The following is a 24,893-nucleotide window of genomic DNA, read 5'->3' as shown; positions in this document are numbered from 1 at the left end:
TTGCGACCCATAGGGCACGAGTTTAATTACTTACTCGTATTTGCAAAGATAAGCAGTATCCGTCGGGACGACTAGATCGAAAGACTGATTTGCTTCAACTTCAAATGTTTGGCCATCTGTGAAGCTGACGAATTCGTCGCTATCAGGCAACTTAACTTGAAGCTCGCCAGCGACAACAGTCATGTATTCTTTTTGGCTTGTGCCGAAGGTGTATTCACCGGCAACCATTACACCTACTGTTGCAGGTAGATCTTTGCCTTCGAATGCGATTGATTTTACTTTGCCGTCAAAGTACTCATTAACTGATAACATGCTGATTCTCCAAAATTAACGTCAACTACGCGAGCGCGAGTGGCCAAAAAACTGGCGCGTAGTATACGCGCAGCTTGCTCAAATGCCGAACAAAATCGACGAAACATGATGAATACAGAAACGATTATTGACCTGATACGACACGGAGAGCCTGAAGGTGGGCAAAAACTTCGTGGCACGCTTGATGATCCACTCTCAGAGCTAGGCTGGGAGCAAATGCGAACATCCGTAGGTGAGCATTCTCCTTGGGCAAGTATTGTCTCGTCGCCTTTATCGCGATGTCGTTATTTTGCCGGTGAACTGGCAGATAAACTGTCGCTAGATCTCGATATCAATGCAGAGTTTCGTGAAATTGCATTTGGCGAGTGGGAAGGCCTCACCAATAAGCAATTGATGGAAGGAAACAAAGAGGCGTTTTCTAAGTACTGGCAAGATCCCGAGAACAATACGCCTCCTGGCGGAGAACCGCTCAGTCAGTTCGTGACACGAGTACATGGTGCTTGGGAAGATCTGGTTGAACAAAGTAAAGGACAACACCGCTTGTTGGTGTGCCACGGCGGCGTCATACGTGCCATTCTGACTCACGTATTAGGCATGCCAACCAGTAAACTTTGGAGCTTTGATGTGCCTTATGCAAACGTGAGCCGCATTATTATATATCATTGGTCTGAACCGAAGAGTGAAGGTGACCAAGAACAAAGTGCAGCGCAGCTGCGTTTCCATCAAACTAGGTTGATTTAGATCAAGAGAACAAGCCTGCAAACTAGGTAGACTGCGCCAAGATACTTTTTTTGCAGGCTACTTTCGTGATAAATGCTGATCAACTCAACGATTTTCTCTTACGGTATGAAGGTTATGGTCCTCGTTATACTTCATACCCGACGGCGCTGCATTTTCGTGATGACTTCCCATTAGGTAGTTATCTTGAGCAGGTGACTGAGAGTAATCAGCACCCAGTTCCTAGAAGCTTGTCCCTTTATATTCACGTGTCGTTTTGTGCATCGCTTTGTTATTGCTGTGGTTGCAACAAAGTGGTGACTCGAAATATGTCTAGAGCGGATGAATATATTGAATTGCTAAGTAAAGAGATCGCTTTAAAAGCGCCATTATTTGAAAGTGGTCGCTTAGTCGAACAGATTCATTTTGGTGGCGGCACACCGACCTTTATGAGCACTGATCAGATCAAAGAGATCCTAGAGTTACTCGCACAATCTTTCCATTTTGGACTTCCTCAAAAGCTTTAGATGGGCATCGAAATCGACCCACGAAGCGTCACAGTAGATGACATCGATGAACTAGTGGGCCTAGGCTTTAATCGCTTTAGTTTTGGTATTCAGGTCTTTAATCCAGAAGTACAAAAAGCGGTGAACCGTGAACAAAGTATTGAACAAATCGAGGCGCTTGTAGCGCGCGCTCGTGCTTTGGGTGTCAGCTCCATTTCTTTTGATTTAATTTATGGATTACCGAAGCAGACTCGTGCTTCATTTGATGAAACACTGAAAGAAGTTTTGCGGATTAAGCCTGATCGCTTAGCGCTTTATAACTACGCGCATATGCCAGATAGAATGCCTGCTCAGCATTTGATCAATGCAGAAGAACTTCCATCGAGTGCAGAGAAGATTCATATTCTCAGTGACAGTATTGTTGGCTTGGGTGATGAAGGGTATAGCTATATCGGAATGGATCACTTTGCTCTGCCAAGCGACAGCTTAGTGAAAGCACAAGAAAACGGCTCGTTGCAGCATAACTTCCAAGGTTACTCTACGCATGCTGAAACAGGCTTGATCGGCCTTGGGGTGAGCGCTATCTCTAAGGTGAATCACAGCTTTAGTCAAAACGTGACTAAAATATCTGAGTACAGAGAGCAGTTAGCAAATGATGAATTACCGCTCTACAAAGGACTGATTATGTCGTCTGATGATATCGTTCGATCAGACCTTATTCAGCGGATTATGTGCGGTGAATTTATTAGCAAGGCTGCATTTGGTAACGAACATTTGATTGACTTCGATACATATTTTAAACGAGATTTAGAAAATCTATCTCAGTTTGTCAAAGATGACTTGGTGCTGTTAAACAATGACGGCATCCAAGTGACCGAACTTGGTCGCGTATTTTTAAGAAATATTGCGATGACGTTTGATCATTATTTGGCAAGAGGAGAACAACAGAATGTTGAAATACCTCGATACAGTAAAACAGTATAAATAAAAACGAGCGGTTATGGATCAGGGAATAAGACTAGCTACGATTAGCGACTTGAAACGTGGTGAATGTGCGCTTGGAAAGTTGTGTTTACCAGTAGGTGTGAATCCTGCTCAGATGGCATCGCTAGAAGAAATTGTTGATGCGGGAAGGGTTTACCATGAAGGTGAACGCGTCTACTCAGAAGGTCAAAATTTTTAGTATGTCTATGCGGTTAAATCAGGCATGTTCAAAACTGTGCTCAATGATGGCCAAGGTTCGGAGCATATCGCAAGCTTCCATCTTCCAGGTGAACTTTTCGGACTAGATGCGCTGCACCAAAATTCGCATCCCTCTAGTGTGATTGCGCTTGGGACATCTAGCCTTTGTGCTATCAAATATTTGAAGCTCGAACGACTTGCGTTGCAAATTCCTGGCTTACAACACCACTTGCTCTCAGTACTCGTAAAGAAGTGCAAAGCGGGCACGAAAAACAACAATAACACGCGGCTGATCAGAAGCTTGCAACCTTCTTGTTTACTTTATCTGCTCGTTACAAAGAACGCGGATATTCTGATACGCGCTTTAATTTAATGGTGCCACGTAGAGATATCGCTAATCATCTTAATCTTGCTCCGGAAACCATCAGTCGTTTGTTCAAACGCTTCCAGCGAGACGGGTTGATTGATGTGAAGCGAACCGATTTGCAGATTCTTGATTTACCAGCACTCGGTGTGCTCGGCGGCTGCAACCAAATGTGCGTCTAAGCTCTGTTTCATTTGAACCAATGCTTTATCATTAAGTCTTAGGACATTTGGTATCGCATTGGTAATGAGAATGCAGCATCTCATTTTTATTTTACTTCTTCTAATTTCCTCAATCTCACGGGCCGATTTCGTAGCAGCGCCTGATTTTCATCTTAAAGAATTAGCTAACGACACGATGCATCGGTTGAGTGATTACCGTGGTACGGTTATCTATCTCGATTTTTGGGCGTCGTGGTGTGGGCCTTGCCGACAATCGCTACCGGCGCTAGATCGCTTGCAAAAGGAATTCTCACCAGACGACTTTCAAGTGATTGCGATTAACTTAGATGAAGACTCAGCTGAGGCGCTTGGATTTCTAGCGGATTATCCGGTTGACTATACCGTACTGACAGAAAAAACAGGAAAGACACAGCGGGCATATCACTTGGTCGGTTTACCTTCCTCGTTTCTTATAGATCAACGAGGAGAGGTGATTGGTTCGTTTCAGGGTTTCAAGCCTGATCACATTCCGAAAGTAAAAAGAGCGGTGAACTATCTCTTAGAGGAATGATCCTTACGATACTGCGAAGGACTTCGTTCACTCCAGCGCTTAAAGGCATGATTAAACGCGGCGGCTTCTTGGTAACCCAGTTTCAGAGCGATTAGCTCAATACTTAATTGTGACTCGCTTAACCAGCGTTTTGCTTTCTCGAATCTCACTTCATCCAACACGTTCTGAAAGCTGCTATCTTCGTCGCTTAACTTTCTGCGTAAAGTTCGTTCTGACATACCAAAGGTTTGAGCAGCTTCCTTGGCTTTAGGAATGTCATAACTAAACATCAAAAGATAGTTCTTCAATGCATCAGTGAGCGTTTCTTCTTTTTGACTTGATTCGAACAGAATCTGCTCGCATTGCTCACGATACATGTCGAATGCGTTTTTATTCGCTTGAGGGAAGGGCTGTTTCAGTAGCGCGGTTGGAATCAGTATGCGATTGCTTTGCATGCCAAACAACACTCGGCAGCCGAAAGCTTTTTCAAACTTAATACGATCTTGTTTTTTTGGCGTGACAGTCAGGTGAACTTCAACGATTTGAAAATCGATTCCGTTCATCATATAGATGTCACGGACGAGCTTCGCGCATCCTGCCATGTCGCGGTACAAAACAAATTCGCGCACATCTTCGGGAAGCATTGCGGGGTCGAAACGTAGTGACGAGTTATCAGTCGCCAAAGAAAAACTCATTTCGCCGAACATATAGCCCATAGATTGGTAGCGAATACCCATCTGGCAAGATTCATAGCCATCTTTACAGCTGCTAAGTAACATTGCGAATGGGCCGTAGCCAGCAGGCCCAAGGAAAGGACCGATTTCGAGGGCGATGAGAGGGTCGGGATTTAATTTGACTAAGTCTTGATAGACTTCAAGCTCTTTGCTGCGTGTGATGCGCGCTTGCGGATCGATACGATCGACGTTTAGTCCGTTGCTATTTAAAACAGCATCGCTGTCAAAACCCAGAGACTTAAAAAGCTGTGCGGTATACGATAACCCTAATACTGATCTCGTTGGCATAATCTTATTATTTGGCCAAATTTATCAACTTGAAGCGCAGCTTACCATAGAGGGGCTAGGAGCTGTCTACTAGGATGCGTGCGAAAAGTACAAAATAAATACAAATAAACTGTTCCATAAGGAAGATAATGTGAAGAAGGTAATCATTTTTCTCGCTGCTGTGTTAATTGTTTTGATGGGAGCGAATGCCCTATTTTTAGAAAAGCGTGTTGAGTTTAGGGCGTGGGCACTCAACATGGAGGCCGAAAAAGCTGGTCTCGTTCACGAAACAATTGAAGTAAACGGTCAGCAAGTCACCTTATACGATAATAACGCTGATGCCCCAGTTCTAGTAATGTTGCATGGTTTTAGTGGTAGTAAAACGAATTGGTTGCGTCTAGCGCAGCAGTTCGGTTCGACGTATCGTGTGATTGTTCCAGATCTAATGGGGCATGGTGAAAACAAGCAAGATCTGAACGCGAGTTACCATATTGCTGATCAAGTTGCGTTTGTGAATGCTTTGATGGCGAAGCTAGATATCAAGAAGTTCCATTTGGTGGGCAATTCTATGGGTGGCGCTATCTCATCACTTTACGCAGCCCGTCATCCAGATCAAGTGTTATCGGTTACCTTAATCAGTCCAGCAGGTGTGCATACTCAGCCTTCGCAGATGGACGAAATTCTCGAGCAAGGGAGCAATCCTTTGATCGCAAAAACTGAACAAGACTTTTATCGGGTCTTAGAGTTTGTCATGGAAGTGAAGCCATTTATTCCCGATGCGATTGCAAAAGCGGAGGCTGAAATAGCGGTGTCTCGACTAGCGATCAACGAAAAGATTTTTAAAGACATTCGTTCAGACCTCACTAAAGGCTTAGACAAAGAATTCGTTAATATCACCGCGCCAACCCTAATCATTTGGGGAGAAGGAGATAAGGTGATTAGTGCCAAGAATATTGATGAATATGCGGCGCTGGTGAAGAACTCTAAGAAGGTTGTATTGCCTGGTATTGGTCACTTAGCAATGGTTGAAACACCAGAAAAAACAGCTGAACTAATGCGAGACTTTATCGGTAGCTAGACTCAAGCATTGATGAAATGAAGCCGCTATTGGGAAACTAGTAGCGGCTTTTTTTGTTTTGTGAGTGTTGTCTACGGTTAGGCATAAGTGGTTGTTGTTTTTAGAGGGTAACATCAGGCTCATTCTTCTGTTCCTGTCGGCGCTGGCCGACGGCAAGTCAGGGTCTTTGTTTCGCCAAAGACCCCAACACCCCAAAGGCGACCCGGATCGCTTACGCGCTCAACGCGATTATCCCTTCGTTCCATTGCGTCATTCCGGACAGCGAAGCGCGACAAGGTGAATTGCGCAACGCGCAAGAGAGGGAGCCCTGGGGTATCCGGAATCTACTTTGCGAATGCATGAAAATAGACAAGAGCAGACCTTGGCGGCTCTCTGAACACAATGCCCGCTTCAATAGGAAAGCGGACCTTCAGTCAGGAAAGAAATCTTGGTTTGCGGGCATTCACTTTCATGAGAAAGCGGTCATTCCAATTTGGTAGAAATACCTCCTAAACCGTCATTAGAGATCGGTTTAGTATTTGGCCGAGTTTTCTGGTCTAACTTTGACCTAGTTCAATTACCTAAACAGACATTGCAGACCTGAAAATCGCTTGTTTTTCGATGTGTGCTTAAAGATAGAAGCGCACTAAATGACTGAAGCTCAATGTTAGTAATAACAAAATGATCTTATCACCTGAGTACTTTTGATACTAAGGCATTCATAGTCGACTAAACTGACATAGACCGCTGATTAATATTCGGATTGTGGAGGAATACTATGTCTTGCTCAAACACTTCATCCCACCCTGATCACATTCATGGCCCAAACTGTGGACATACTGCGATTCGTCATGGCGATCATATCGACTATATTCATGACGGGCATCTACACCACCTTCATGAAGATCACTACGATGAACATACCATCGAGGTTAGTGACGCTAATCCAGATGGGTGTAAGCCTTTACACTCCTGCGGAGATCATGTTCATGGTCCAGGTTGTGGCCACGAAGCGGTGCCTCATGGAGATCACATAGATTATTTAGTGGATGGCAGGTTACACCACGTGCACAACGGGCATTGTGATGATCATGGTCCTATAGAACTGGTATAGATAGAGTCACAACGCTTCTTTAATTTGAATTGCTGAGTCATGGCGACTAGTGCTCCACTAGTTGCATAATTAGGCCAGTAAACTTATATTCAGTACCGCATTGGTTCACGCCTACTAAATAGATGCCTTAGGGTATCTACAGGTTGTGCTAAGAGGAAATCTGGTGAGAATCCAGAACTGACGCGCAGCGGTAATAGGGAACGAAAGCGACACGATTGGTATCTCATATAGATTAAGATCAGGCACTGGAAAGAGCTCCGGGAAGCCGTCGCCGTAGAAAACTAAGCTCAGCTTATTTGCCCTTAAGTCCGAAGACCTGCCAACGCAGTTCATCCACAAACTATTGGGTGAACTTTCATGCCTTCGCGATCATGAGGTATAGAAAGACAGGTTTTAGTTGCCTTAAGCAAGCTTAGTGTTACCGCTTATCTTGCCTCCTGTAGTTTCTTCTTTTTTCGCAAAGGACCGTTTACCGAGTTCAATTTGCGTTGTAAAGAAATATGCCGAACCATGAAGAAATCAAATGCCCCCGTTGTGGATCACCCTTTGAATGTAAAATGGGATCAATCACAATTTGCCACTGTAGCGATGTCCACTTATCTAGAGAACAAATGGCGTTTATTTTGGAACATTGGCAAGGCTGCTTGTGCCATGCGTGTTTGCTTGAGATTAAAACATTGTTACCAGAGAACCCTTCCTATAGGGCAAGGGCGTTGAACTGAACTGTCCAATTCCTAAATTGCTATTCGTCGTTCTCTAGGCGCGTATTCAAAAACATCGGAGTAGCAATTTGCTTCGTTAAGGCCTTTGGATTCAAGTTTATCGATAGTGCCGTATACCATTTGGGGCGATCCGCATAGATAAACCTTGGTATTGTCGAGGTCTTCAAAATCATGCTCAATCACCTCATAGATATAACCGGAGCGGCCATTCCATTCACTATTTTCTGTTTCTAAGATCGGCGTAAAGGTGAGGTTCTTATGTTGTTTTGCCCAGCCTTGAAATTGGTTTAGCAGATAGAAGTCGTCGATATGTCTATTCGACCAATAGATATTGATCAGTGCTTTAGGTTGTCTTGTAAGAGCCTCTTCGGTTAAGCATTTAATCTTCGCGATACCTGATCCCGAGGCGATCAATAGATGCCTTTGATTAAGGTTGGTTTGCAAAAAAGCCTGCCCCATCGGTAAGGTCACGGACACTGATGCCCCATCGATAAGACATTTTGTAAGGTGTTTCAATATTCTACCGGCTAACTCACTACCATTCTGAATATACAGTTGTATTCGACGAGCTTGGTTTGGGTCGCAACGATTCGCAATGGTATAAAAAAACGCTTGTGGTTCTCCATCATCATTTAGATCGAGTTCCAGCTGCAGATACTGCCCTGCATGATAATTCAGCGAGGTGCCGACGGGAGAAAGTAATTCAATCTCTAGGGTATCTTTGGTCAAGGGTTCTGCGCTCAAGACCTGACATTCGTGCGTAACTTTATTCGCAACTTTGTTCATATCAAAGCCATCATTACTATTTCAATAATCGAGTTCTAGCAAGTTTAGAGGACTTTTATGATGAGTAAAAATGGTATATTTTCACGTACCGATTAATATTTCTCATGCATGATGTTTGCTGAACTTAACGATGATTGAACGTACTCACCTTAGAATTCTGCACGCCGTTGAACAGAACGGATCATTAACGGCGGCTGCTAAAGCGCTTTGCGTGACGCAATCCGCTTTAAGTCACACGATGCGAAAGCTGGAAGATAATCTCGGCGCCGAAATTTGGTTTCGAGAAGGGCGCAGTTTGCGTCTCACTCAGTCAGGTCGTTATCTATTAAATATCGCGAATCGCGTGCTTCCCTTGCTAGATCATGCTGAAGAAAAGCTCAAGCAAATGGCGCAAGGTGAGCGAGGCACATTGCGAATTGGTATGGAATGCCATCCTTGTTATCAATGGTTGTTAAAAATCGTTTCTCCGTTCTTGGATGCGTGGCCAGATGTGGATGTAGATGTAAAACAGAAGTTCCAGTTTGGTGGTGTCGGCGCACTGTTAGATTACGAAATTGATCTATTGGTGACGCCAGATCCGTTTTATAAAAGCGGCCTAAATTTCACCCCTGTATTTGATTATGAGCAGGTCTTGGTTGTGCCTCGGGGGCACGATTTAGTTGGATGCCAATATGCAGAAGCAGAAGATTTAAGAGACCAGGTTTTACTGACCTATCCGGTCGCCACTGATCGACTCGATATTTATAGCCAGTTCCTTAATCCGGCGGGTGTCGTGCCCAGACTTCACAAAACCAGTGAGACGACCGAGATCATGTTACAGATGGTCGCTTGTGGGCGCGGTGTGGCTGCTCTGCCACGTTGGTTAGCAGAGGAGTATTGTAAAAAGCTTCCTTTAAGTGTGGTGCGTTTAGGTAGAGAGGGCATTGCCAAGCAGATATTCGTGGGGACGCGTGAAAGTGATGGCGATATTAAGTATCTCAATGCATTTATTGAAATGGCACGTGGCTACGAATATCCGATATCAACCGGTAAAACCTAGGTTTTTCGCTAGGTTCTATCCTCTCGCTCCAATTAAGTATGATAAAAACTCATAAAATAATGAAATAAAATCAATTTTATTCATGATTTGATCTGGGTATAACTATATACAGTTTTAAATGCGGCATAGCATGTATACGGGAGGTCAGGTCACCATGAGTAAAGGGTTTACATACACAATTAAGACAATTCAGTTTGATGAACACTATCGTCCATCAGACGGTACTCGAATCACAACTAATTTCGCAAACCTGGCGAGAGGTGAAAGCCGTAAAGAGAATCTGCGAAACGCCTTGAGAATGGTGGATAGCCGATTCAACGCTCTCGCTAATTGGGACAACCCAAAAGGTGATCGCTATTCAGTTGACTTGGAGATTGTATCGGTCGACATGGATATCGAAGGAAATGGTGAAAAATTTCCATCGATAGAAATTCTCAAGACTTATGTTGTTGACCGCCTTACGAATAAGAGAATTGAAGGCATTGTAGGGAATAACTTCTCATCTTACGTTCGGGATTATGATTTTAGCGTGCTGCTTTTGGATCATAATAAAGACCAGGATCATTTTAGTATTCCTGATAACTTTGGCGATCTACATGGCAATCTATTCAAAGATTTTATCTGCTCTGATACTTACAAAAAGAACTTTAACAAGCTGCCTGTTATCTGTCTGAGTGTGTCTGATAATAAAATTTATCAACGTACAGAAAACGGTCATCCTGTCTTAGGCATTGAATACTTACCAAACGAATCTTCTTTGACTGAACAATACTTCAAAAAGATGGGCTTTGAAGTGCGTTATTTTATGCCACCAAACAGTGTCGCGCCGCTTGCGTTCTACTTCTTTGGCGATTTGCTTAGCGATTACACCAATCTAGAGTTGATCAGTACCATCAGTACGATGGAGACCTTCCAGAAAATCTATCGGCCTGAAATCTACAACGCTAACGCGGTGGCGGGTAATCACTATCAGCCAAAATTGAAGCATTCAGATCATTCCTTAACGCAAATTGTTTATGACAGACAGGAACGTAGTCAGTTAGCCATCAAGCAAGGGAAGTTTGCTGAGGAGAATTTTATAAAGCCCTACCAGAATGTTCTAGAAAAATGGTCGGCAAACTTTTCCCCATCAAACGATGTTTTACAAAACCTAGCCTCGTGATTGGCCTAAAAAGACGGAAATTCATGATGAAAAAATTATTACCTACTTCGACGGCTGGTAGCTTACCCAAGCCTTCATGGTTAGCGGAACCTGAAAAACTCTGGTCACCATGGAAGTTGGAGGGAGAGGACTTAGTCTCCGGTAAACAAGATGCACTTCGCGTTACCTTGCAGGAGCAAGAAAATGCAGGAATAGATATCGTGAGTGATGGTGAGCAAACGCGTCAGCATTTTGTAACGACTTTCATAGAGAGCCTGAGCGGCGTTGATTTTGATAAGCGCAAAACGGTTAGGATTCGAAATCGCTATGACGCGAGTGTGCCGACTGTTGTTGGTCCAGTGAGTCGCCAGAAAGGAGTGTTTGTTGAAGATGCGAAGTTCTTACGCAAACAAACCAAACAGCCAATAAAGTGGGCGCTTCCCGGTCCTATGACGATGGTGGACACGCTTTACGATGAGCACTACAAGAGCCGTGAAAAACTGGCTTGGGAATTCGCCATTGCCTTAAACAAAGAGGCTAAGGAACTCGAAGCGGCTGGTGTTGATATTATCCAGTTTGATGAGCCTGCATTTAACGTCTTCATTGATGAGGTCAACGAATGGGGCATTAAGTGTTTAGAGCGGGCGATTGAAGGTCTGAAATGCGAGACCGCTGTACACATTTGTTATGGCTATGGCATTAAAGCCAATACAGACTGGAAGAAGACTTTAGGTTCGGAGTGGCGACAGTATGAAGAGACATTTCCATCGATACGAGAATCTAATATCGATATTGTTTCGTTAGAGTGCCATAACGGTCGCGTACCGGTTGAGGTTCTTGAACTTATTCGAGGCAAGAAAGTGATGGTCGGTGCCATTGATGTAGCAAATGAAACTATCGAAACGCCCGAAGAGGTCGCTGAGACTTTGCGAGGCGCTTTGAAATATGTCGATGCAGATAAGCTCTATCCGTGCACCAATTGTGGCATGGCCCCATTATCCCGAAAAATTGCAAGAGGAAAACTTGAAGCCTTACGCGCTGGTGCCGATATCGTCAGACGAGAATTGGCCGCTTAAAAGTCAAAACAATTGTGAGCAAACCTAGATAAACCACTCAAAGCAGAAGTAGTCACTGATGAGTATCATTGAATTTTTAACACAAAACTTTCCCACCTTTTTAGCCTTGTTAGCGACAGGAGTATTTGCTGGTATCCTTGCCGGATTATTAGGCGTTGGTGGCGGAATCGTCATCGTACCTGTATTGTTTTTCTTGTTTCAGAGCTTTGGCGTCAGTCCCGAGTCTTCCATGGTAGTGGCAACTGCCACCTCACTGGCGACGATCGTGCCTACTTCAATCAGCTCCATTCGGTCTCATCACAGTAAAGGTTACGTAGATTTTGGTCTGCTAAAACGTTGGGCCATATTCATCTTCGTTGGTGTGTTGGTGGGCAGCTGGCTAGTTACGCGCGTCGATGGTACGTGGTTGACAATGCTATTTGGTGTGATCGCGACCTTATCCGCGCTCAATATGTTATTTAGAACAGGAAAGTCAGCGTTATTTACAAGTTTGCCGGGCAAAGCTGGACAATCAGTGATGGGGACGTCCGTTGGGTTTTTTAGTTCCATGGTTGGTATCGGTGGCGGGACAATATCTGTTCCTTTGCTTACGCTATACAATTATCCAGCCCACAAGGCGGTTGGTACGGCTGCGGCGATTGGTCTTATCATATCTTTGCCAGGCGCGTTAACGATGCTGTTATTGGGAACCACACCAAGCGATGCTCCTGTCGGTACATATGGTCTCGTGAATTTGATTGGTTTCATCTGTATTGTTCCGCTTACTGTTTTCTTTGCACCAATTGGCGCATCGCTTGCCGCGAAACTGGATGCGGCTAAACTGAAAAAAGTATTTGCTGTTGTATTGCTTATTACAGGTATTCGAATGTTAGTTCAGTTGGCGCTGTAAATGATGTTTGGCTGATAGTTGCCTAAAAAGTTGATGGATAATAATGAACGATTCAATTTTCGAAAAACGTAAGGAACTCTCCCTTACACGTATTACTAAAGCGGTTTTTCCTGACACGACAAATCATCACGATACGTTGTTTGGTGGCACAGCAATGCAATGGATGGACGAAGCTTCATTCATTTCTGCCACCCGCTTTTCACGCAAACGTCTAGTCACGGTTAGCAGCGACCGAATCGACTTTGAGCATCCTGTACCGGCTGGAAGTGTGGTCGAACTTATTGCTTCAGTCGCAGACGTGGGGCGAACGAGCTTAACAGTACGGGTTGAAATGTGGGTTGAGAGTATGTATCACGATGGCAGAACCAAGGCCATCAGTGGCGTGTTTAAGTTTGTAGCGGTCGATCAAAATATGCAGCCCACGCCAGTAATGGAATTTACTGATTGATATCTTACTGTTGCTATGCGAGCTAAGTAGAATAGAATGATATGTTATATCGTAACTATATTGATTCTCGTTGCGATGATAGTAAATACATATCAGAGGGAGTTAAGGTTTAATATCGGCTATGGATGGTTTCCTCATTAAGAAAAATGAATAAAAAATGCGACGTAACAGAATCACTTTTAATAAGCTGCTCATTGGTCGAATTCAAGTATCTTTCGGTTTTATTGGTCTCATAAGCTTGCTTTGGTACAGTGTCAGCTCTACATCACCATCAGCTTCTACCACTAATCAACGCATCATTCCTATTGAGCTCATCGATCAAAAACAGGATTCAACAAATAATCATCTCCCTCAAAAATCGCAAGAAAAACGGTTTCGAGACCAGCGTTACACAGTAGTGGAAGGCGATACCCTAGAGGCGATATTCAAGCGAAAGCAGCTCTCTATCAACGAGCTATATGAAATTATAGAGGCTGATGAACCGTATTTAGAGCTGGATGTTTTACAACCAGGGGATCAACTGATTTTTCGTATCGAGCGTGAAGACAATCGACTCGAAGCCTTGTCTCGCATCGTTGATCCAAGTAAGACAGTTACGTATCAATACAATAACGATGATTTCATATACCAAGAAGAGCTTACTCCAACAGACAAAATTGCCGAGGTGACACGTGGGCAGATAGACGGCAGTTTTTATGTTTCGGCCTCATCTTCAGGTCTAACCGATAACGGTGTTATGACGATTACTCAGCTTCTCAAAAGCTCCCTCAACTTTAGACGAGACCTACGAGCTGGTGACCACTTTCAAGTCATCATGGAACGCGAGACTGTTGAAGGAAAGACGATCGGTAAAGATCGATTGCTTGCTGCACGCGTTCTATCTAGGGGGAAAGAATTTGGCGCCTACCTACACAGTGATGGCTCATACTACAACGCACAGGGCGAAAGCTTAGTACCCGCACTTTTACGTTATCCAACAAAAAAGAAATATCGCATAAGCTCGCATTTCAACCCTCGACGAGTCCACCCTGTTACCGGAAGGGTGAAGCCTCATAATGGGGTCGATTTTGCGATGCCAACTGGCACGCCGATACTTTCTACAGGACATGGTCGTGTCACCCGTGTTGCCTCCCATCGCTACGCAGGTAAATATATTGATATAGATGAGTTTGGCCCTTACTCGACACGATTTCTTCATCTTAGCAAGATACTGGTAAAGAAAGGTCAGCAGGTTGAACGTGGTCAAGTCATTGCTCTTTCTGGAAATACAGGTCGCTCTACTGGTCCTCATTTACATTATGAGTTGCACATCAAAGGTCGGCCAGTTAATCCAATGACCGCAGATATTCCTATGCTTAAATCGATTCCCAATAGCGAGATCAAAGACTTTCATTTATATGTTGCGGATATGCGAGATTTAATGCTTAGCGAAGAAAAAGTTGTGTATCTAGATGAGCAAACAACGGATAAACATAAACAAGAAACTCATCAATACAACTCAGCGAAGAGTTCGAAGGAGCCCCCTGTGATTTCATCTTCGGCGAGTTAGGATTTTTGTTAGTGAAAAGGGATCTAGCTAGCTATCTTCAGAAGATTAAGCGCTTGCCAGTAGCGCTATTGATCCTGTTAGTAAAGTTTTATCAATTATTTATTAGCCCCATTATTGGTCCTCGTTGTCGTTTTACGCCAACTTGTTCAGAATATGCCGTCGAAGCTCTAAAAACTCATGGCGCGCTTAAAGGAGTTTGGTTAACAATAAACCGGCTGTCTCGGTGCCATACTATGCATCCTGGCGGTCACGACCCGGTGCCGCCATGTTGTTCGACTAAGAAGCTATCAAACTTCGATAAGAGCTAAGGTCGCTCTTTAACGGCAACTAAGGATTTGGACGGGGTTCTGGAATCAAAAGACTTTGGTCTCGCTACGTAACACACTAAGGGTAATCTATGGGTACCCAACATAATTTAAAACTAGTAAGGGTATTAAACGAAAGATGAATGAATACAAAATAGTCATACAAGAGAAAGAGCATGGCTATGTGGTAGAAGGCAAAGATATTTGCTTTGAGGTAGCAATTTCTTCAGAAGGTGGCAGGAGACAGATTTCCTCGGTCTCAGGGTATGCGAATGCAGACGATGACGACGCAGTCGACATTAGACGAGATGATGCTTTAAAAGTTACGAAGTTCATTCAGCAATTAGATCCTGACCTCATACTAAATGAGCTTGTTAGAGGCGGTTGGGACCAAACAGAAAATGAAGGCTCGGAGCTTGGTTGGTGGCAAACTGCTTAGCGATGAAATAAGCGTATAAACACAAGGCAAAAATGTTTGCTTTCTCATCCTTTGCAATGAATCGCATTGTATTAGCGCTGGTCTGATTTTCCTGGTGAGGATGTTTGGAGCTAGTGGGACGGAAAGCGATGATTCAAGCCTCCCTCAAAAGTCTGCTATCCGAACAAAGGTAATGTTCAGAGTTAAACTTTGATGCCAGATCTTAAGGTCCGTTATTGTCTATGTTCGGAAGTTAGGAAATGCCAGATACAGTTGTTTGACGGACTCGGTGGCCACTATATGGTTCCTTTAGGTGGCCAACATATGGTTCCCACACCACCTTCTTACAATTTGTTTTACTTGCCTGAATATCAATGCAGCATTGTTTGTTTTGTTAGCTTAGTTCAACGCAGTGATGAAGAATTTGTTACACTCTGCGCCCTCATTTTTATGGCTTGTATGAGCTAGTTCAGTCTGGCTTATTCAAACAAACCTTCAATTTTTAAATTTTTAACTACACTTACGCTCTAGCTATTCGATTGCTTTTAGACGTATGGAGCATCCATGCTGCGTTATTTATTCATCATTGCTGTCATTGTTGTCTTGCCTTCTTGTGCTTTGATTGGGCAGAAACAGCAGGTCGTTGAACCTGAGGTGAAAGTTGTTGAAAAAGTGGTGGTCAAGGAAGTACCTGCACCATGCCCGGTATGTCCAGAGTTAAAACCTCAGCCTGTATTAGAAAAAACGCTAGAATGCCCTAGCCCAAAGCAAGACGTTTCGCAGATACAGCCTGTTAAATCGTTACATCACACCAGCCTGCCAATTATTGGTGAGGTGGAGTGGGTTTCCGTGAATGCAAAACGTAATCGATTTAAAGCACGTATTGATACCGGAGCTGCGACAAGTTCGATCCATGCGGAAGATATTCAATTATTTGAGCGAGATGGGCACACGTGGGCCTCTTTTAATATCCATCCTTTCAAAAAGTCGAAGCCTGTAAGAGTCAAAGCACCTATCACGCGTGAATCTAAGATCAAGCAACATGATCGAGCATCTGATGAACGTTACGTGGTCGAGCTGACGCTCACTATGGGCGATATTAAAATGAAGACAGAGGTGAATTTGAATGATCGTTCAGAATTCAGATACCCTTTGTTGGTCGGTCGTAGCTTTCTTGAAGGCAATGTGCTCGTTGATACCAGTCAACGTTATATGGTGCTCGATTAGGTGCTCTTATGAACTCCCGGCTTCAAATTGCGTTCGTCATCAGTGTACTTATTATTTTGGGTCTCGGCGCGGTCGCCTATAAAAACCAAGTGCTCTCGTTTCCGCTCACGACGAATCAAGACCAAGAAGTATGGTCTGTCGAAATAAAGCTCTCGTTTGAAGCCACTGAAGAATCTGTTCGATTGTTTATCAATGCTGCAGATAAAAACCCTTACCGTCGTACCTTAGTCACTCAAAAATTTGGTCCCTTCCAGTCGCAAAAGAATAACTCAGAAAACGGTTATGAATCAGTTCTGCTTGAAGGGAAAATGAATCTAGGTAAGCAAGAAGCTGCGATTCGTTATGTTACGTGGTTTTTGAATAATGATAATTACACGAGACCGTCACCAAGCGAGCTCAGTCTCCCAACATTTCTCGTGAGTGAAAAACAGGCGGTTGATGCGATTACAAGGTCGCTTGAACAGTATCGTTCACCCAAAGGAAAAGCGCTGGCTTTGTTAGATATGATGAATACTGATGAGCCGAGCATGCTGGTTCTATTAGGTGAGAACGCACGCTTAAGTAAGCGCATAGAGCTTGCGCAAAAATTACTAGCTTACTCGGGTGTACATAGCAAAACTGCACAAGGCTTGATGCTGCGTGATCGCAAACGCAACACGCCTATTCAGCAATTTTTAAGGGTTTACGAACAGGACGCGTGGCATACCATCGATGCCTTAGAAGAGTATGTAATTCAGCCTAACCGACTAATTTTGTTCCAAGAGGGCGATGAGCCGCTTATTGAAATTTACGGAGGTCGAAATGCGGAACTTCGTTTTTCAATGCTCAGAGAGTATCGCAATGCGCTTGCCACGTCGGTAGAGAGTCAAGGGATCGCAGATAGCTTGTTTATCGACTTTTCAATTTATTCTTTACCGATTTCTGAGCAAAGCACTTTTAAGTTGCTATTGATTATTCCCTTGGGCGCTTTGGTTGTTGTTATTTTTCGAAATCTAATCGGCATCAGAACGTCCGGGACGTTTATGCCGGTATTAATAGCCATGGTGTTTTTGCAGACTGAGCTCATTGTCGGGCTGACGCTGTTTGTCTTGGTGATTAGCATTGGCTTGTTACTTCGATCTTGGCTAAGCCGTCTGAATTTACTGCTGGTGCCAAGAATCGCGTCAGTACTTGTGTTTGTGATTATTATTTTTGCAGCTATTGGTATTGCGAGTCATAAACTTGGTATCCCATGGGGGCTTAAAGTGACGTTTTTCCCTATGATAATTACCGCATGGACGGTTGAGCGTCTTTCTATTCTTTGGGAAGAAGAAGGTCCAAGAGAAGTCGGGATTCAAGGCTTAGGTAGTTTGCTCACGGCAGTAGTGAGCTATATTTTGATGAGTAATACCTACGTTGCAGATTTTGTTTTCTTATATCCCGAAAGCTTATTACTAGTATTGGCGGCGATTTTAGCGATAGGAAATTACAACGGCTATCGCTTAAGTGATTTAAGACGCTTTAAATCGATTTTGGAACATCGTTGATCATGTTTGGTTTTGCCAGCCCTAAACGTCTAAAACAATGCGGCATCATCGGAATGAACCGCCGCAATGTCCAGCTGATTGCAGAGAACAACCCTCGCCAATTGTATCCCCTTGTCGACAATAAGTTGAAAACCAAACAACTTTGTCTGAAGTCTGGTATTGCGACGCCTGACCTACTTGCCGTGTTCCGCGCGCAATATGAGTTACGAAGTTTGGAACCAACATTAAAAGGGCTCGAGGGTTTCGTTATCAAACCTGCGCAGGGCAGTGGTGGTAAAGGAATTTTGGTAATTATTGATCGTAGAGGCGATCACTTCATCCGTACAGATGGCTCTGAAATTGATAGTAATCATGTACATCGTCATATCTCCAATATTCTAAGTGGTCTTTATAGCTTGGGCGGACGAAATGATGTGGCCATTGTCGAATCTCTAGTTCAATTTGATCCGTGCTTTGAAGGTATGAGCTATAAGGGCGTCCCGGATATTCGTGTGATCGTTTACAAGGGCTATCCGGTGATGGCGATGACGAGATTGTCCACGCACTCGTCTCACGGCAAGGCTAACTTGCATCAAGGGGCTGTTGGTGTTGGTTTATCCATCCGTAATGGCAGTACGTTGCGTGCAGTTATGCGCGACAACCCAGTGACCTTTCACCCTGATACAGGCAAAGATCTCACGAAGCTTAATATTCCGCGATGGGATGACTTGCTGGCTTTGTCGGCGCGTTGCTATGAAATCACGAATCTTGGTTATTTGGGTGTCGACCTAGTCTTAGACAAAGACTTAGGCCCCTTGCTGATGGAGTTGAATGCGCGACCAGGTCTAGCTATTCAATTGGCCAACGGACAAGGCTTGCTGCCACGCATTAATGCCGTTAATGCGATATCTGCGCGCTACGATCATTCTATATCTGAGAGAGTGTTATTCAGTCAGAATGAATTCGATACCTAGCCAACGTACTATCCCTGGAGGCTTAACAGATTTTGTTAGGACGCTTTAGGGATTTGTTGCGTGACGCAATGAATATTACCGCCGCCTAATAATATTTCCCGTCCACCTTTTATTCCCGTGACCTGATAATCAGGAAACGCCTGTTGAAGAACTTCAGCGGCTTGAGCATCTGTTTTTGGATCTAACAACGGGAAAATGATTTGTTGGTTGGTGATTAGAAAATTGGCATAACTTGCTGCAAGTCGCACGCCTTCATAACGAGATTCATGCGGCTCGGCGTCGAAGCTATCCGCTTCTTCTCCACTCATAAATAAGGGGCCGGGCATTGTGATTTTACGGATCGTTATGGTCCGACCTTGTGCATCAGGATGAGAGTTGAGAGCACGTTCAGCTAGTCGTGAAATCTCATATTGAGGATCAGATGGATCGTCACACCACGTTAAGACTACCTCACCCGGTGCTACGACATGCAGTATGTTATCGATGTGTCCGTTAGTGTCTTCATCGGCATAGAGCCCTAAAGGTAGCCAGAATACAACGTCCACATTTAGGTATTGTTTTAAGTAGGCTTCAATTTGCGCTTTGCTTAGCTCTGGATTACGGCTGGGATGTAACAGGCATTCTTCCGTTGTATAGCATGTGCCTTGTCCGTCGACGTGAATCGCGCCGCCCTCTAAGATGAAAGGAGCTTGATAAACATCAGAGTCAAAGCAATTTGCGAGCTGCTTTGCGACGGCATCATCTTTACTCCAATCGCTATACATTCCCGCTAAATGACCACCCCAGGCATTGAATTTCCATGAGACGGCGCGGCGCTTTCCTTCTTGGTTGATAAGAAAACTACAGCCTGTGTCGCGCAACCAAGAGTCGTTATTCTCAATGACAATGACCTGAATATGTTCAGGTAATTGTGCGCGAGCAGACGAAAGGCTACTGGCATTGGCGTAGACATAGACAGGAGTTGTCTTAGCAATCTGCAGTGCAACTTCTACAAATGCCGCCTGAGCCGGCAATGCCTTGGCTCGCCAAGTCTCGAGATTATCGGGCCATATTAAACCTACTGCTTCATGAGGACCTGACTCAGCAGGCATATAGAAAGCATCTTGTTTTGGGGTTTGGCTATCGAGCTTTGCCATGTGCGGATCTCGTGTTGTTATTCGCCTTGATCAGATACATCTAAGTGCTGCAGCGCTGAATAATGCTCTGGACGTCGATCACGATATAAGCCCCAAACGTGACGATCACGTTGCGCCGCACTCAAGTTTAGGCTGTGCGTGATGAATGTTTCGCTTTGGCGGTCGGCACTTACTTGAATCTCGCCCTGATGATCTGTAATAAATGACGAACCATAAAAATCGATGACATTTGTGTTTGTCTCAGCCGATTCTTTTCCGACTCGGTTTGCAGCAATCACCGGAACTTGGTTTGCCGCAGCGTGACCTTGCATTGTGCGACGCCAATGTGGCATCGAATCTAAGTCAGGTTCTTTAGGTTCAGAGCCAATAGCAGTCGGGTATAAAAGTAGTTCAGCGCCGGCTAAAGACATACTTCGTGCAGTTTCTGGGAACCATTGGTCCCAGCAAATACCTACACCAATTTTTGCGTAGCGTGTGTTCCAAACTTTAAAGCCTGTATCGCCAGGCGAAAAATAGTATTTCTCTAAATAGCCATCGCTATCCGGAATATGGGTTTTACGGTACGTGCCTAAAATTTCTCCATCTGCATCGACCATTGCGACAGAGTTAAACAAGACATTACCGGCTTTTTCGTACCAACTAAATGGGATTACAACAGCAAGTTCAGCACAAAGTGCTTGCAGCCATTTGATAGACGGGTTGTCTTTCAGAGCTGTTGCAAGACCGAGATGTTCTAGTTTTATTTCAATACAAAAATATGGCGACTCAAATAATTCTTGAAGTAGAATGATTTGCGCTCCGTCTGCGGCCGCGGCTCGAATCATCTTTTCTAATTTATTCAAATTATCTTGGCGATCCCAACTGCAAGCAATTTGTACTGCAGCGACTTTAACAACTCGATCTTGTGTCATAATTAAACCGTTGATAGCAAAAATTCACGTTCCCAAGAACTAATTACGCGCTTAAAGCCTTCATACTCCGCCCAGCGAGTCCCAATAAAACCATCCACAAACTCTTCGCCTAAGAAGGTTTTGATGTCATCGCAATTTGACATCGCTTCTAGTGCCGCTTCCAAATTTAACGGTAGATAAGGTGCATCTACTTCGTTGTGGCGCCCGACAACAGGGTCTCTCGGCTTAATCTGTTTCATCATGCCTAAGTAGCCACATAACAAGTTGCCCGCGAGTGCCAGGTATGGGTTGGTATCAGAGCCCGGTAAGCGGTTTTCAACACGGCGCGCAGCGGCATTTGCTTGAGGAACTCTTAACCCTACAGTTCTGTTTTCTTCTGCCCACTCAGTATTTACAGGAGCGTTGCCATCTTCACCACTTTGGAAACGGCGATAGCTATTCACGTTTGGCGCAAAAATCGGCATCATTTGTGGGATATATTCTTGAAGGCCGCCAATATAGTGATAAAAGTTTTCAGACGCATCGCCATCTTCATTTGAGAAAATGTTTTTGCCAGTCTTTTTATCGATAATAGATTGGTGAATATGCATCGAACTGCCTGGCTCGCCTTCAATCGGCTTCGCCATAAACGTCGCATCAATTTTGTGTTTCAATGCCGCTTCGCGAACGACTCTCTTAAACACAAATACTTGATCAGCGAGGTGCAAGGCGTCTCCATGGCGGAAGTTGAATTCAAGCTGTGCAGGGCCTTCTTCATGAATAACTGTATCGATATCTAAGTTCATCGATTCACAATAGTCGTAGATATCTTCGATAATTGGATCGAACTCGTTCGCCGCGTCAATGCTGAATGATTGTCTACCAGACTCTTGTCGACCACTTCGACCAACAGGTGGAACCAATGGAAGATCCGGATCCGTGCAGCGCTTAGTAAGGTATAACTCAACCTCAGGTGCAACAATTGGTTGCCAACCTTTCTCATCAAACAAGGCGAGTACTTTCTTCAAAATGGCACGCGGAGATAATGGAAATTCTTTGCCTGCACCATCGAAACAATCGTGAATGATCTGCGCCGAAGGCTCCAATGCCCAAGGAACAGAAAACATCGCACATTCATCTGGTTTTAGAATCATGTCGATATCAGCAGGGTCTAAAAGATTGTAATAGAGCTCGTCATCCGGGTAGTCGCCAGTGGCTGTTTGCAGCATGACAGATTCTGGCAAGCGAATACCTGCCTCTGCGATGAATTTTTCTGTAGGCATTATTTTACCGCGAGCAATACCTGTTTGGTCTGGCGTAATACACTCGACTTCAGTGATATTGTTTTCGGTTAACCAATTGATGATTTTTTGCATGTAATTCGATTAGCGTTGCTGACGTGTTTTACACGCTGCGCCAAAGGCCTCATATAATTTATGTTGAATTGGGTTTTGAGTAACTTGCCACTCAGGGTGCCACTGAAGCGCTAATCCAAATGTAAGTTGTGGAATGCTGAATGCTTCAATAAGACCATCTTCGGCGACTGCTTCAACTTGAAGCCCTTGTCCTAACTCTTTAATTCCTTGGGTATGCAGGGAGTTCACGAGGATATCATTTCGTCCCGTAATCTTGCGCATTATACCGTCTTCGTTGAGCGTGACTGAGTGCGTATCCGCATACTGTTCAGCTAGTGGTGCGTTTTTATCTTCGCGGTGATCATTCATTCCTTCAACTTCGTGAAGGCTTTGATGAAGCGAGCCACCTAACGCAACGTTGATGTCTTGCAAACCACGGCAAACGGCGAACAAAGGCTTGTCTTCTTTAAGCATGTTTTGAATGAGTGCGCGACTAAGATTATCTCGTTGATCATCGTAGTCGAAGTCGGCGTCAATTTTTGACTCACCGTAGAGAGAAGGGTTAACCATTGAGTAGGCGCCTGTTAGAAATACGCCATCTAAGTGCTCTGTCCAATGTGTGATGTCCATGATGTCATTCAGAGCAGGGATCATGATTGGTACGACATCAGCAGCTTCAACGAGAGCACGTAAATACTTGTCTCCCGCGATATGGAATGGATGCGGCGAAATCACTTTAACATCACTAATGACGCCAACGAGCGGTTTTTTACTGGAGGAACCCATAAAATGACCTGTTGTTTGCTTTAATGTACGGAGCATAAAATATTTTTTACACCATGAAAAGCCATTAAGAGATGCAAATACGGTTTTAATCGTCTCTCAAAACGAGTTGTCCATACTTGTTTGACGTTCAAAATAATTTATACTGCGTTCAAAAGATTATACACCTCTGTTGTTCAGATATCTGTACGACATAAACATTTTTGATTGATAGATAAAGGTTGATGGATGCCGATCTCGATACAGTTCACCCAGAGTTATGTTGGTGGTAGCTGGAAAGACAGCCGCAGTGGAAAAACATATGAAGTAGTCGATCCGAGTACTGCAAAATGTATTGCTAGGGTTTCTGACTGCGATGCGCAAGATGCGACGCAAGCCGTTGATGCCGCGCATCAAGCTTTAAATTCATGGCAGAGCAAAACCTCCGTTGAGCGCCATGGCTTGTTGATCAAATGGTTTCAGTTGGTTCAGCAATCTGCGGATATGCTGGCCGAAATTATGACCTTGGAGTCGGGTAAACCGCTTAGTGAATCCTATGCAGAGGTGAATTACGCCGCATCGTATATTGAGTGGTTTGCAGAAGAAGCGAAGCGTGTTTATGGCGATGTGATTCCTGCTGTCAGCCCAGATAAAAAAATGTTGGTGCAGCGTCAAGGTGTTGGTGTTTGTGCAGCCATTACCCCTTGGAATTTTCCCTTAGCGATGATTACCCGAAAGGCCGCTCCAGCGCTTGCTGCCGGGTGCACCATGGTACTGAAACCTGCTGAAGCAACTCCTTTAAGTGCGTTAGCGCTTGCTGACCTTGCAGGCAAGGCAGGTATTCCTGCTGGGGTATTTAATGTTGTCACGGCGAGTCATGGGGTAGATGTCGGTAAGGTATTCTCGCAAGACGCGCGAATCAAAAAGCTTTCTTTCACGGGGTCTACTGCGGTTGGCAAATTACTGTTGAAGCAGTGTGCAGATACGGTTAAACGCGTGTCGATGGAACTTGGCGGCAATGCGCCTTTTATTGTGTTTAATGATGCGGATATTGAACAAGCTGTGGCGGGTGCGATTGCTTCTAAATATAGAAACACCGGTCAAACTTGTGTATGTGCCAATAGATTTTACGTGCAATCAGGTATTTATGATCGTTTTGTCAAGGCTTTAAGTGATGCCGTGAAATCAATGAAAGTCGGGCATGGTTTGGATGAAGGAGTGGTGCAAGGCCCACTTATTAACCAAGCCAGTTTCAATAAGATAGCTGGGCTTGTTCAGGATGCGAAACAAAAAGGGGCAGAGGTTGTCGTTGGCGGCGAGCCGCACTCTCTAGGTGGATTGTTCTATCAACCTACTATCCTTGGCAATATCTCAAGTGACATGGACATCGTTCATCAAGAAATTTTTGGCCCTGTAGCGGCTATTAGCGTGTTTGAAGACGAGGCCGATGTCATCGAAAAAGCCAACAATACGCCATATGGCTTGGCTGCATATTTCTACTCAAAAGATATAGCGCGTGTGTGGCGCGTTTCAGAGGCATTGGAATACGGAATGGTTGGCATCAATGAAGGGGTTATCTCTACTGCCATGGCACCATTTGGCGGTGTTAAAGAGTCTGGTATGGGGAGAGAGGGAAGTCAGTACGGCATGGATGAATATTTGGAACTTAAATACCTCTGCATGGGCGGTTTAAATTAAGGAGTACAT

General features: G+C 44.3%; 27 protein-coding genes, 2 pseudogenes and 1 riboswitch. Of the genes and pseudogenes, 22 read left to right on the top strand and 7 right to left on the bottom strand.

The genetic code is table 11. The features are described 5' to 3' along the window. Positions 1 to 30: 30 nt before the first annotated feature. Entirely contained in the window at positions 31 to 312 is a 282-nt protein-coding gene (locus tag A3739_RS22810; protein WP_068502282.1) for a pyrimidine/purine nucleoside phosphorylase, read from the bottom strand. Positions 313 to 417: 105 nt separating this feature from the next. Here A3739_RS22810 and A3739_RS22805 point away from each other — a divergent pair, with 105 nt between their 5' ends. The 7 genes and pseudogenes from A3739_RS22805 to A3739_RS22790 all read left to right on the top strand — a co-directional run bounded on the left by A3739_RS22805 (position 418) and on the right by A3739_RS22790 (position 3,813). Continuing rightward, positions 418 to 1,053 (top strand): histidine phosphatase family protein, encoded by a 636-nt coding sequence (locus tag A3739_RS22805; protein ID WP_068503002.1) that lies wholly within the window; start codon positions 418 to 420, stop codon positions 1,051 to 1,053. Between the two features lie 50 nt (positions 1,054 to 1,103). Further along, positions 1,104 to 1,556, top strand: a complete 453-nt coding sequence (locus A3739_RS28355; RefSeq protein WP_156502775.1) for a hypothetical protein — start codon at positions 1,104 to 1,106, stop codon at positions 1,554 to 1,556. Continuing rightward, positions 1,557 to 2,519: an oxygen-independent coproporphyrinogen III oxidase gene (gene hemN / locus A3739_RS22800; protein ID WP_082878557.1), complete on the top strand. Its 963-nt coding sequence runs from the start codon at positions 1,557 to 1,559 to the stop codon at positions 2,517 to 2,519. A gap of 16 nt (positions 2,520 to 2,535) precedes the next feature. After that, the gene (locus tag A3739_RS28350; RefSeq protein ID WP_068763385.1) at positions 2,536 to 2,718 is read left to right on the top strand and encodes a hypothetical protein; all 183 of its coding nucleotides are present in this window, start codon (positions 2,536 to 2,538) and stop codon (positions 2,716 to 2,718) included. Between the two features lie 12 nt (positions 2,719 to 2,730). Continuing rightward, positions 2,731 to 3,090, top strand: a pseudogene (locus A3739_RS31510) (cyclic nucleotide-binding domain-containing protein); the annotation flags it as partial. Next, positions 3,024 to 3,263: pseudogene (locus A3739_RS28340) on the top strand (helix-turn-helix domain-containing protein); the annotation flags it as partial. The pseudogenes A3739_RS31510 and A3739_RS28340, both read left to right, overlap by 67 nt. A gap of 70 nt (positions 3,264 to 3,333) precedes the next feature. Next, positions 3,334 to 3,813: a TlpA disulfide reductase family protein gene (locus A3739_RS22790; protein WP_197469263.1), complete on the top strand. Its 480-nt coding sequence runs from the start codon at positions 3,334 to 3,336 to the stop codon at positions 3,811 to 3,813. Here A3739_RS22790 and A3739_RS22785 read toward each other — a convergent pair. After that, a complete protein-coding gene (locus A3739_RS22785) occupies positions 3,795 to 4,814 on the bottom strand; it encodes an AraC family transcriptional regulator (protein ID WP_068502929.1) in 1,020 nt (339 codons plus the stop codon). The genes A3739_RS22790 and A3739_RS22785 overlap by 19 nt on opposite strands. A gap of 130 nt (positions 4,815 to 4,944) precedes the next feature. On the opposite strand from A3739_RS22785, the gene A3739_RS22780 reads away from it, so the two are divergent. The 3 genes from A3739_RS22780 to A3739_RS31505 all read left to right on the top strand — a co-directional run bounded on the left by A3739_RS22780 (position 4,945) and on the right by A3739_RS31505 (position 7,686). Further along, complete coding sequence (locus tag A3739_RS22780) at positions 4,945 to 5,871, top strand: alpha/beta fold hydrolase (RefSeq protein ID WP_068502926.1); 927 nt, start codon at positions 4,945 to 4,947, stop codon at positions 5,869 to 5,871. Positions 5,872 to 6,628: 757 nt separating this feature from the next. Then, positions 6,629 to 6,964 (top strand): hypothetical protein, encoded by a 336-nt coding sequence (locus tag A3739_RS22775; RefSeq protein WP_082878554.1) that lies wholly within the window; start codon positions 6,629 to 6,631, stop codon positions 6,962 to 6,964. Positions 6,965 to 7,077: 113 nt separating this feature from the next. After that, positions 7,078 to 7,303, top strand: a riboswitch (cobalamin riboswitch). Positions 7,304 to 7,464: 161 nt separating this feature from the next. Continuing rightward, entirely contained in the window at positions 7,465 to 7,686 is a 222-nt protein-coding gene (locus tag A3739_RS31505; RefSeq protein WP_082878553.1) for a cysteine-rich CWC family protein, read from the top strand. Between the two features lie 12 nt (positions 7,687 to 7,698). Here the strand turns inward: A3739_RS31505 and A3739_RS22770 are convergent, their stop codons facing one another. After that, positions 7,699 to 8,472 (bottom strand): NAD(P)H-flavin reductase, encoded by a 774-nt coding sequence (locus tag A3739_RS22770; protein WP_068477541.1) that lies wholly within the window; start codon positions 8,470 to 8,472, stop codon positions 7,699 to 7,701. Between the two features lie 130 nt (positions 8,473 to 8,602). On the opposite strand from A3739_RS22770, the gene A3739_RS22765 reads away from it, so the two are divergent. From A3739_RS22765 to A3739_RS22720, 11 genes are all read left to right on the top strand, one after another. Further along, positions 8,603 to 9,511, top strand: coding sequence for a LysR family transcriptional regulator (locus A3739_RS22765; RefSeq protein ID WP_068480542.1), 909 nt, complete (start codon positions 8,603 to 8,605; stop codon positions 9,509 to 9,511). Between the two features lie 154 nt (positions 9,512 to 9,665). Then, a complete protein-coding gene (locus A3739_RS22760) occupies positions 9,666 to 10,673 on the top strand; it encodes a DUF1852 domain-containing protein (RefSeq protein ID WP_068480545.1) in 1,008 nt (335 codons plus the stop codon). Positions 10,674 to 10,699: 26 nt separating this feature from the next. Beyond that, complete coding sequence (locus A3739_RS22755) at positions 10,700 to 11,728, top strand: methionine synthase (RefSeq protein ID WP_068480548.1); 1,029 nt, start codon at positions 10,700 to 10,702, stop codon at positions 11,726 to 11,728. Positions 11,729 to 11,786: 58 nt separating this feature from the next. After that, a complete protein-coding gene (locus A3739_RS22750) occupies positions 11,787 to 12,617 on the top strand; it encodes a sulfite exporter TauE/SafE family protein (protein WP_068480551.1) in 831 nt (276 codons plus the stop codon). 43 nt (positions 12,618 to 12,660) lie between these two features. Continuing rightward, complete coding sequence (locus A3739_RS22745) at positions 12,661 to 13,065, top strand: acyl-CoA thioesterase (protein ID WP_068480554.1); 405 nt, start codon at positions 12,661 to 12,663, stop codon at positions 13,063 to 13,065. Positions 13,066 to 13,222: 157 nt separating this feature from the next. Then, positions 13,223 to 14,614 (top strand): peptidoglycan DD-metalloendopeptidase family protein, encoded by a 1,392-nt coding sequence (locus tag A3739_RS22740; RefSeq protein WP_068480557.1) that lies wholly within the window; start codon positions 13,223 to 13,225, stop codon positions 14,612 to 14,614. Positions 14,615 to 14,667: 53 nt separating this feature from the next. Continuing rightward, positions 14,668 to 14,922: a membrane protein insertion efficiency factor YidD gene (yidD, locus tag A3739_RS28330; protein WP_231876684.1), complete on the top strand. Its 255-nt coding sequence runs from the start codon at positions 14,668 to 14,670 to the stop codon at positions 14,920 to 14,922. Between the two features lie 136 nt (positions 14,923 to 15,058). After that, entirely contained in the window at positions 15,059 to 15,358 is a 300-nt protein-coding gene (locus A3739_RS22735; RefSeq protein ID WP_068478857.1) for a hypothetical protein, read from the top strand. A 543-nt stretch (positions 15,359 to 15,901) separates the two neighbouring features. Beyond that, positions 15,902 to 16,564, top strand: coding sequence for an ATP-dependent zinc protease (locus A3739_RS22730; protein WP_082878552.1), 663 nt, complete (start codon positions 15,902 to 15,904; stop codon positions 16,562 to 16,564). Positions 16,565 to 16,572: 8 nt separating this feature from the next. Next, on the top strand, positions 16,573 to 18,090 hold the full coding sequence (locus A3739_RS22725) for a UUP1 family membrane protein (protein ID WP_068502925.1): 1,518 nt from the start codon (positions 16,573 to 16,575) through the stop codon (positions 18,088 to 18,090). A gap of 2 nt (positions 18,091 to 18,092) precedes the next feature. Beyond that, on the top strand, positions 18,093 to 19,043 hold the full coding sequence (locus A3739_RS22720; protein ID WP_068502922.1) for an alpha-L-glutamate ligase-like protein: 951 nt from the start codon (positions 18,093 to 18,095) through the stop codon (positions 19,041 to 19,043). A 35-nt stretch (positions 19,044 to 19,078) separates the two neighbouring features. Here A3739_RS22720 and aguA read toward each other — a convergent pair whose 3' ends face one another. The 4 genes from aguA to A3739_RS22700 are packed head-to-tail and all read right to left on the bottom strand — an operon-like array spanning position 19,079 to position 23,246. Then, positions 19,079 to 20,179: an agmatine deiminase gene (gene aguA / locus A3739_RS22715; RefSeq protein ID WP_068475941.1), complete on the bottom strand. Its 1,101-nt coding sequence runs from the start codon at positions 20,177 to 20,179 to the stop codon at positions 19,079 to 19,081. Between the two features lie 17 nt (positions 20,180 to 20,196). Continuing rightward, a complete protein-coding gene (gene aguB, locus A3739_RS22710) occupies positions 20,197 to 21,090 on the bottom strand; it encodes an N-carbamoylputrescine amidase (protein WP_068475940.1) in 894 nt (297 codons plus the stop codon). Positions 21,091 to 21,092: 2 nt separating this feature from the next. Next, positions 21,093 to 22,445 carry a glutamine synthetase family protein gene (locus A3739_RS22705; protein WP_068475939.1) on the bottom strand — a complete coding sequence of 451 codons (1,353 nt, stop codon included), beginning with the start codon at positions 22,443 to 22,445 and terminating at the stop codon, positions 21,093 to 21,095. Positions 22,446 to 22,454: 9 nt separating this feature from the next. Beyond that, the gene (locus A3739_RS22700; RefSeq protein WP_082869137.1) at positions 22,455 to 23,246 is read right to left on the bottom strand and encodes a gamma-glutamyl-gamma-aminobutyrate hydrolase family protein; all 792 of its coding nucleotides are present in this window, start codon (positions 23,244 to 23,246) and stop codon (positions 22,455 to 22,457) included. 189 nt (positions 23,247 to 23,435) lie between these two features. Between A3739_RS22700 and A3739_RS22695 the strand changes: the two genes are divergently transcribed. Beyond that, entirely contained in the window at positions 23,436 to 24,884 is a 1,449-nt protein-coding gene (locus A3739_RS22695) for an NAD-dependent succinate-semialdehyde dehydrogenase (protein ID WP_068475938.1), read from the top strand. The last annotated feature ends 9 nt before the right edge of the window (positions 24,885 to 24,893 follow it).

Source organism: Oleiphilus sp. HI0067 (genome assembly GCF_001635735.1).
This window is presented reverse-complemented; position numbering and strand designations above follow the sequence as displayed.

Excerpts from the sequence above, each read along its gene's own strand:
- A3739_RS22810 (WP_068502282.1), bottom strand. The coding sequence starts at position 312 with ATGTTATCAGTTAATGAGTACTTTGACGGCAAAGTAAAATCAATCGCA.
- A3739_RS22805 (WP_068503002.1), top strand. The coding sequence starts at position 418 with ATGATGAATACAGAAACGATTATTGACCTGATACGACACGGAGAGCCT.
- hemN (WP_082878557.1), top strand. The coding sequence starts at position 1,557 with ATGGGCATCGAAATCGACCCACGAAGCGTCACAGTAGATGACATCGAT.
- A3739_RS28350 (WP_068763385.1), top strand. The coding sequence starts at position 2,536 with ATGGATCAGGGAATAAGACTAGCTACGATTAGCGACTTGAAACGTGGT.
- A3739_RS22790 (WP_197469263.1), top strand. The coding sequence starts at position 3,334 with ATGCAGCATCTCATTTTTATTTTACTTCTTCTAATTTCCTCAATCTCA.
- A3739_RS22785 (WP_068502929.1), bottom strand. The coding sequence starts at position 4,814 with ATGCCAACGAGATCAGTATTAGGGTTATCGTATACCGCACAGCTTTTT.
- A3739_RS22775 (WP_082878554.1), top strand. The coding sequence starts at position 6,629 with ATGTCTTGCTCAAACACTTCATCCCACCCTGATCACATTCATGGCCCA.
- A3739_RS31505 (WP_082878553.1), top strand. The coding sequence starts at position 7,465 with ATGCCGAACCATGAAGAAATCAAATGCCCCCGTTGTGGATCACCCTTT.
- A3739_RS22770 (WP_068477541.1), bottom strand. The coding sequence starts at position 8,472 with ATGAACAAAGTTGCGAATAAAGTTACGCACGAATGTCAGGTCTTGAGC.
- A3739_RS22765 (WP_068480542.1), top strand. The coding sequence starts at position 8,603 with ATGATTGAACGTACTCACCTTAGAATTCTGCACGCCGTTGAACAGAAC.
- A3739_RS22760 (WP_068480545.1), top strand. The coding sequence starts at position 9,666 with ATGAGTAAAGGGTTTACATACACAATTAAGACAATTCAGTTTGATGAA.
- A3739_RS22755 (WP_068480548.1), top strand. The coding sequence starts at position 10,700 with ATGAAAAAATTATTACCTACTTCGACGGCTGGTAGCTTACCCAAGCCT.
- A3739_RS22750 (WP_068480551.1), top strand. The coding sequence starts at position 11,787 with ATGAGTATCATTGAATTTTTAACACAAAACTTTCCCACCTTTTTAGCC.
- A3739_RS22745 (WP_068480554.1), top strand. The coding sequence starts at position 12,661 with ATGAACGATTCAATTTTCGAAAAACGTAAGGAACTCTCCCTTACACGT.
- A3739_RS22740 (WP_068480557.1), top strand. The coding sequence starts at position 13,223 with ATGCGACGTAACAGAATCACTTTTAATAAGCTGCTCATTGGTCGAATT.
- A3739_RS22735 (WP_068478857.1), top strand. The coding sequence starts at position 15,059 with ATGAATGAATACAAAATAGTCATACAAGAGAAAGAGCATGGCTATGTG.
- A3739_RS22730 (WP_082878552.1), top strand. The coding sequence starts at position 15,902 with ATGCTGCGTTATTTATTCATCATTGCTGTCATTGTTGTCTTGCCTTCT.
- A3739_RS22725 (WP_068502925.1), top strand. The coding sequence starts at position 16,573 with ATGAACTCCCGGCTTCAAATTGCGTTCGTCATCAGTGTACTTATTATT.
- A3739_RS22720 (WP_068502922.1), top strand. The coding sequence starts at position 18,093 with ATGTTTGGTTTTGCCAGCCCTAAACGTCTAAAACAATGCGGCATCATC.
- aguA (WP_068475941.1), bottom strand. The coding sequence starts at position 20,179 with ATGGCAAAGCTCGATAGCCAAACCCCAAAACAAGATGCTTTCTATATG.
- aguB (WP_068475940.1), bottom strand. The coding sequence starts at position 21,090 with ATGACACAAGATCGAGTTGTTAAAGTCGCTGCAGTACAAATTGCTTGC.
- A3739_RS22705 (WP_068475939.1), bottom strand. The coding sequence starts at position 22,445 with ATGCAAAAAATCATCAATTGGTTAACCGAAAACAATATCACTGAAGTC.
- A3739_RS22700 (WP_082869137.1), bottom strand. The coding sequence starts at position 23,246 with ATGCTCCGTACATTAAAGCAAACAACAGGTCATTTTATGGGTTCCTCC.
- A3739_RS22695 (WP_068475938.1), top strand. The coding sequence starts at position 23,436 with ATGCCGATCTCGATACAGTTCACCCAGAGTTATGTTGGTGGTAGCTGG.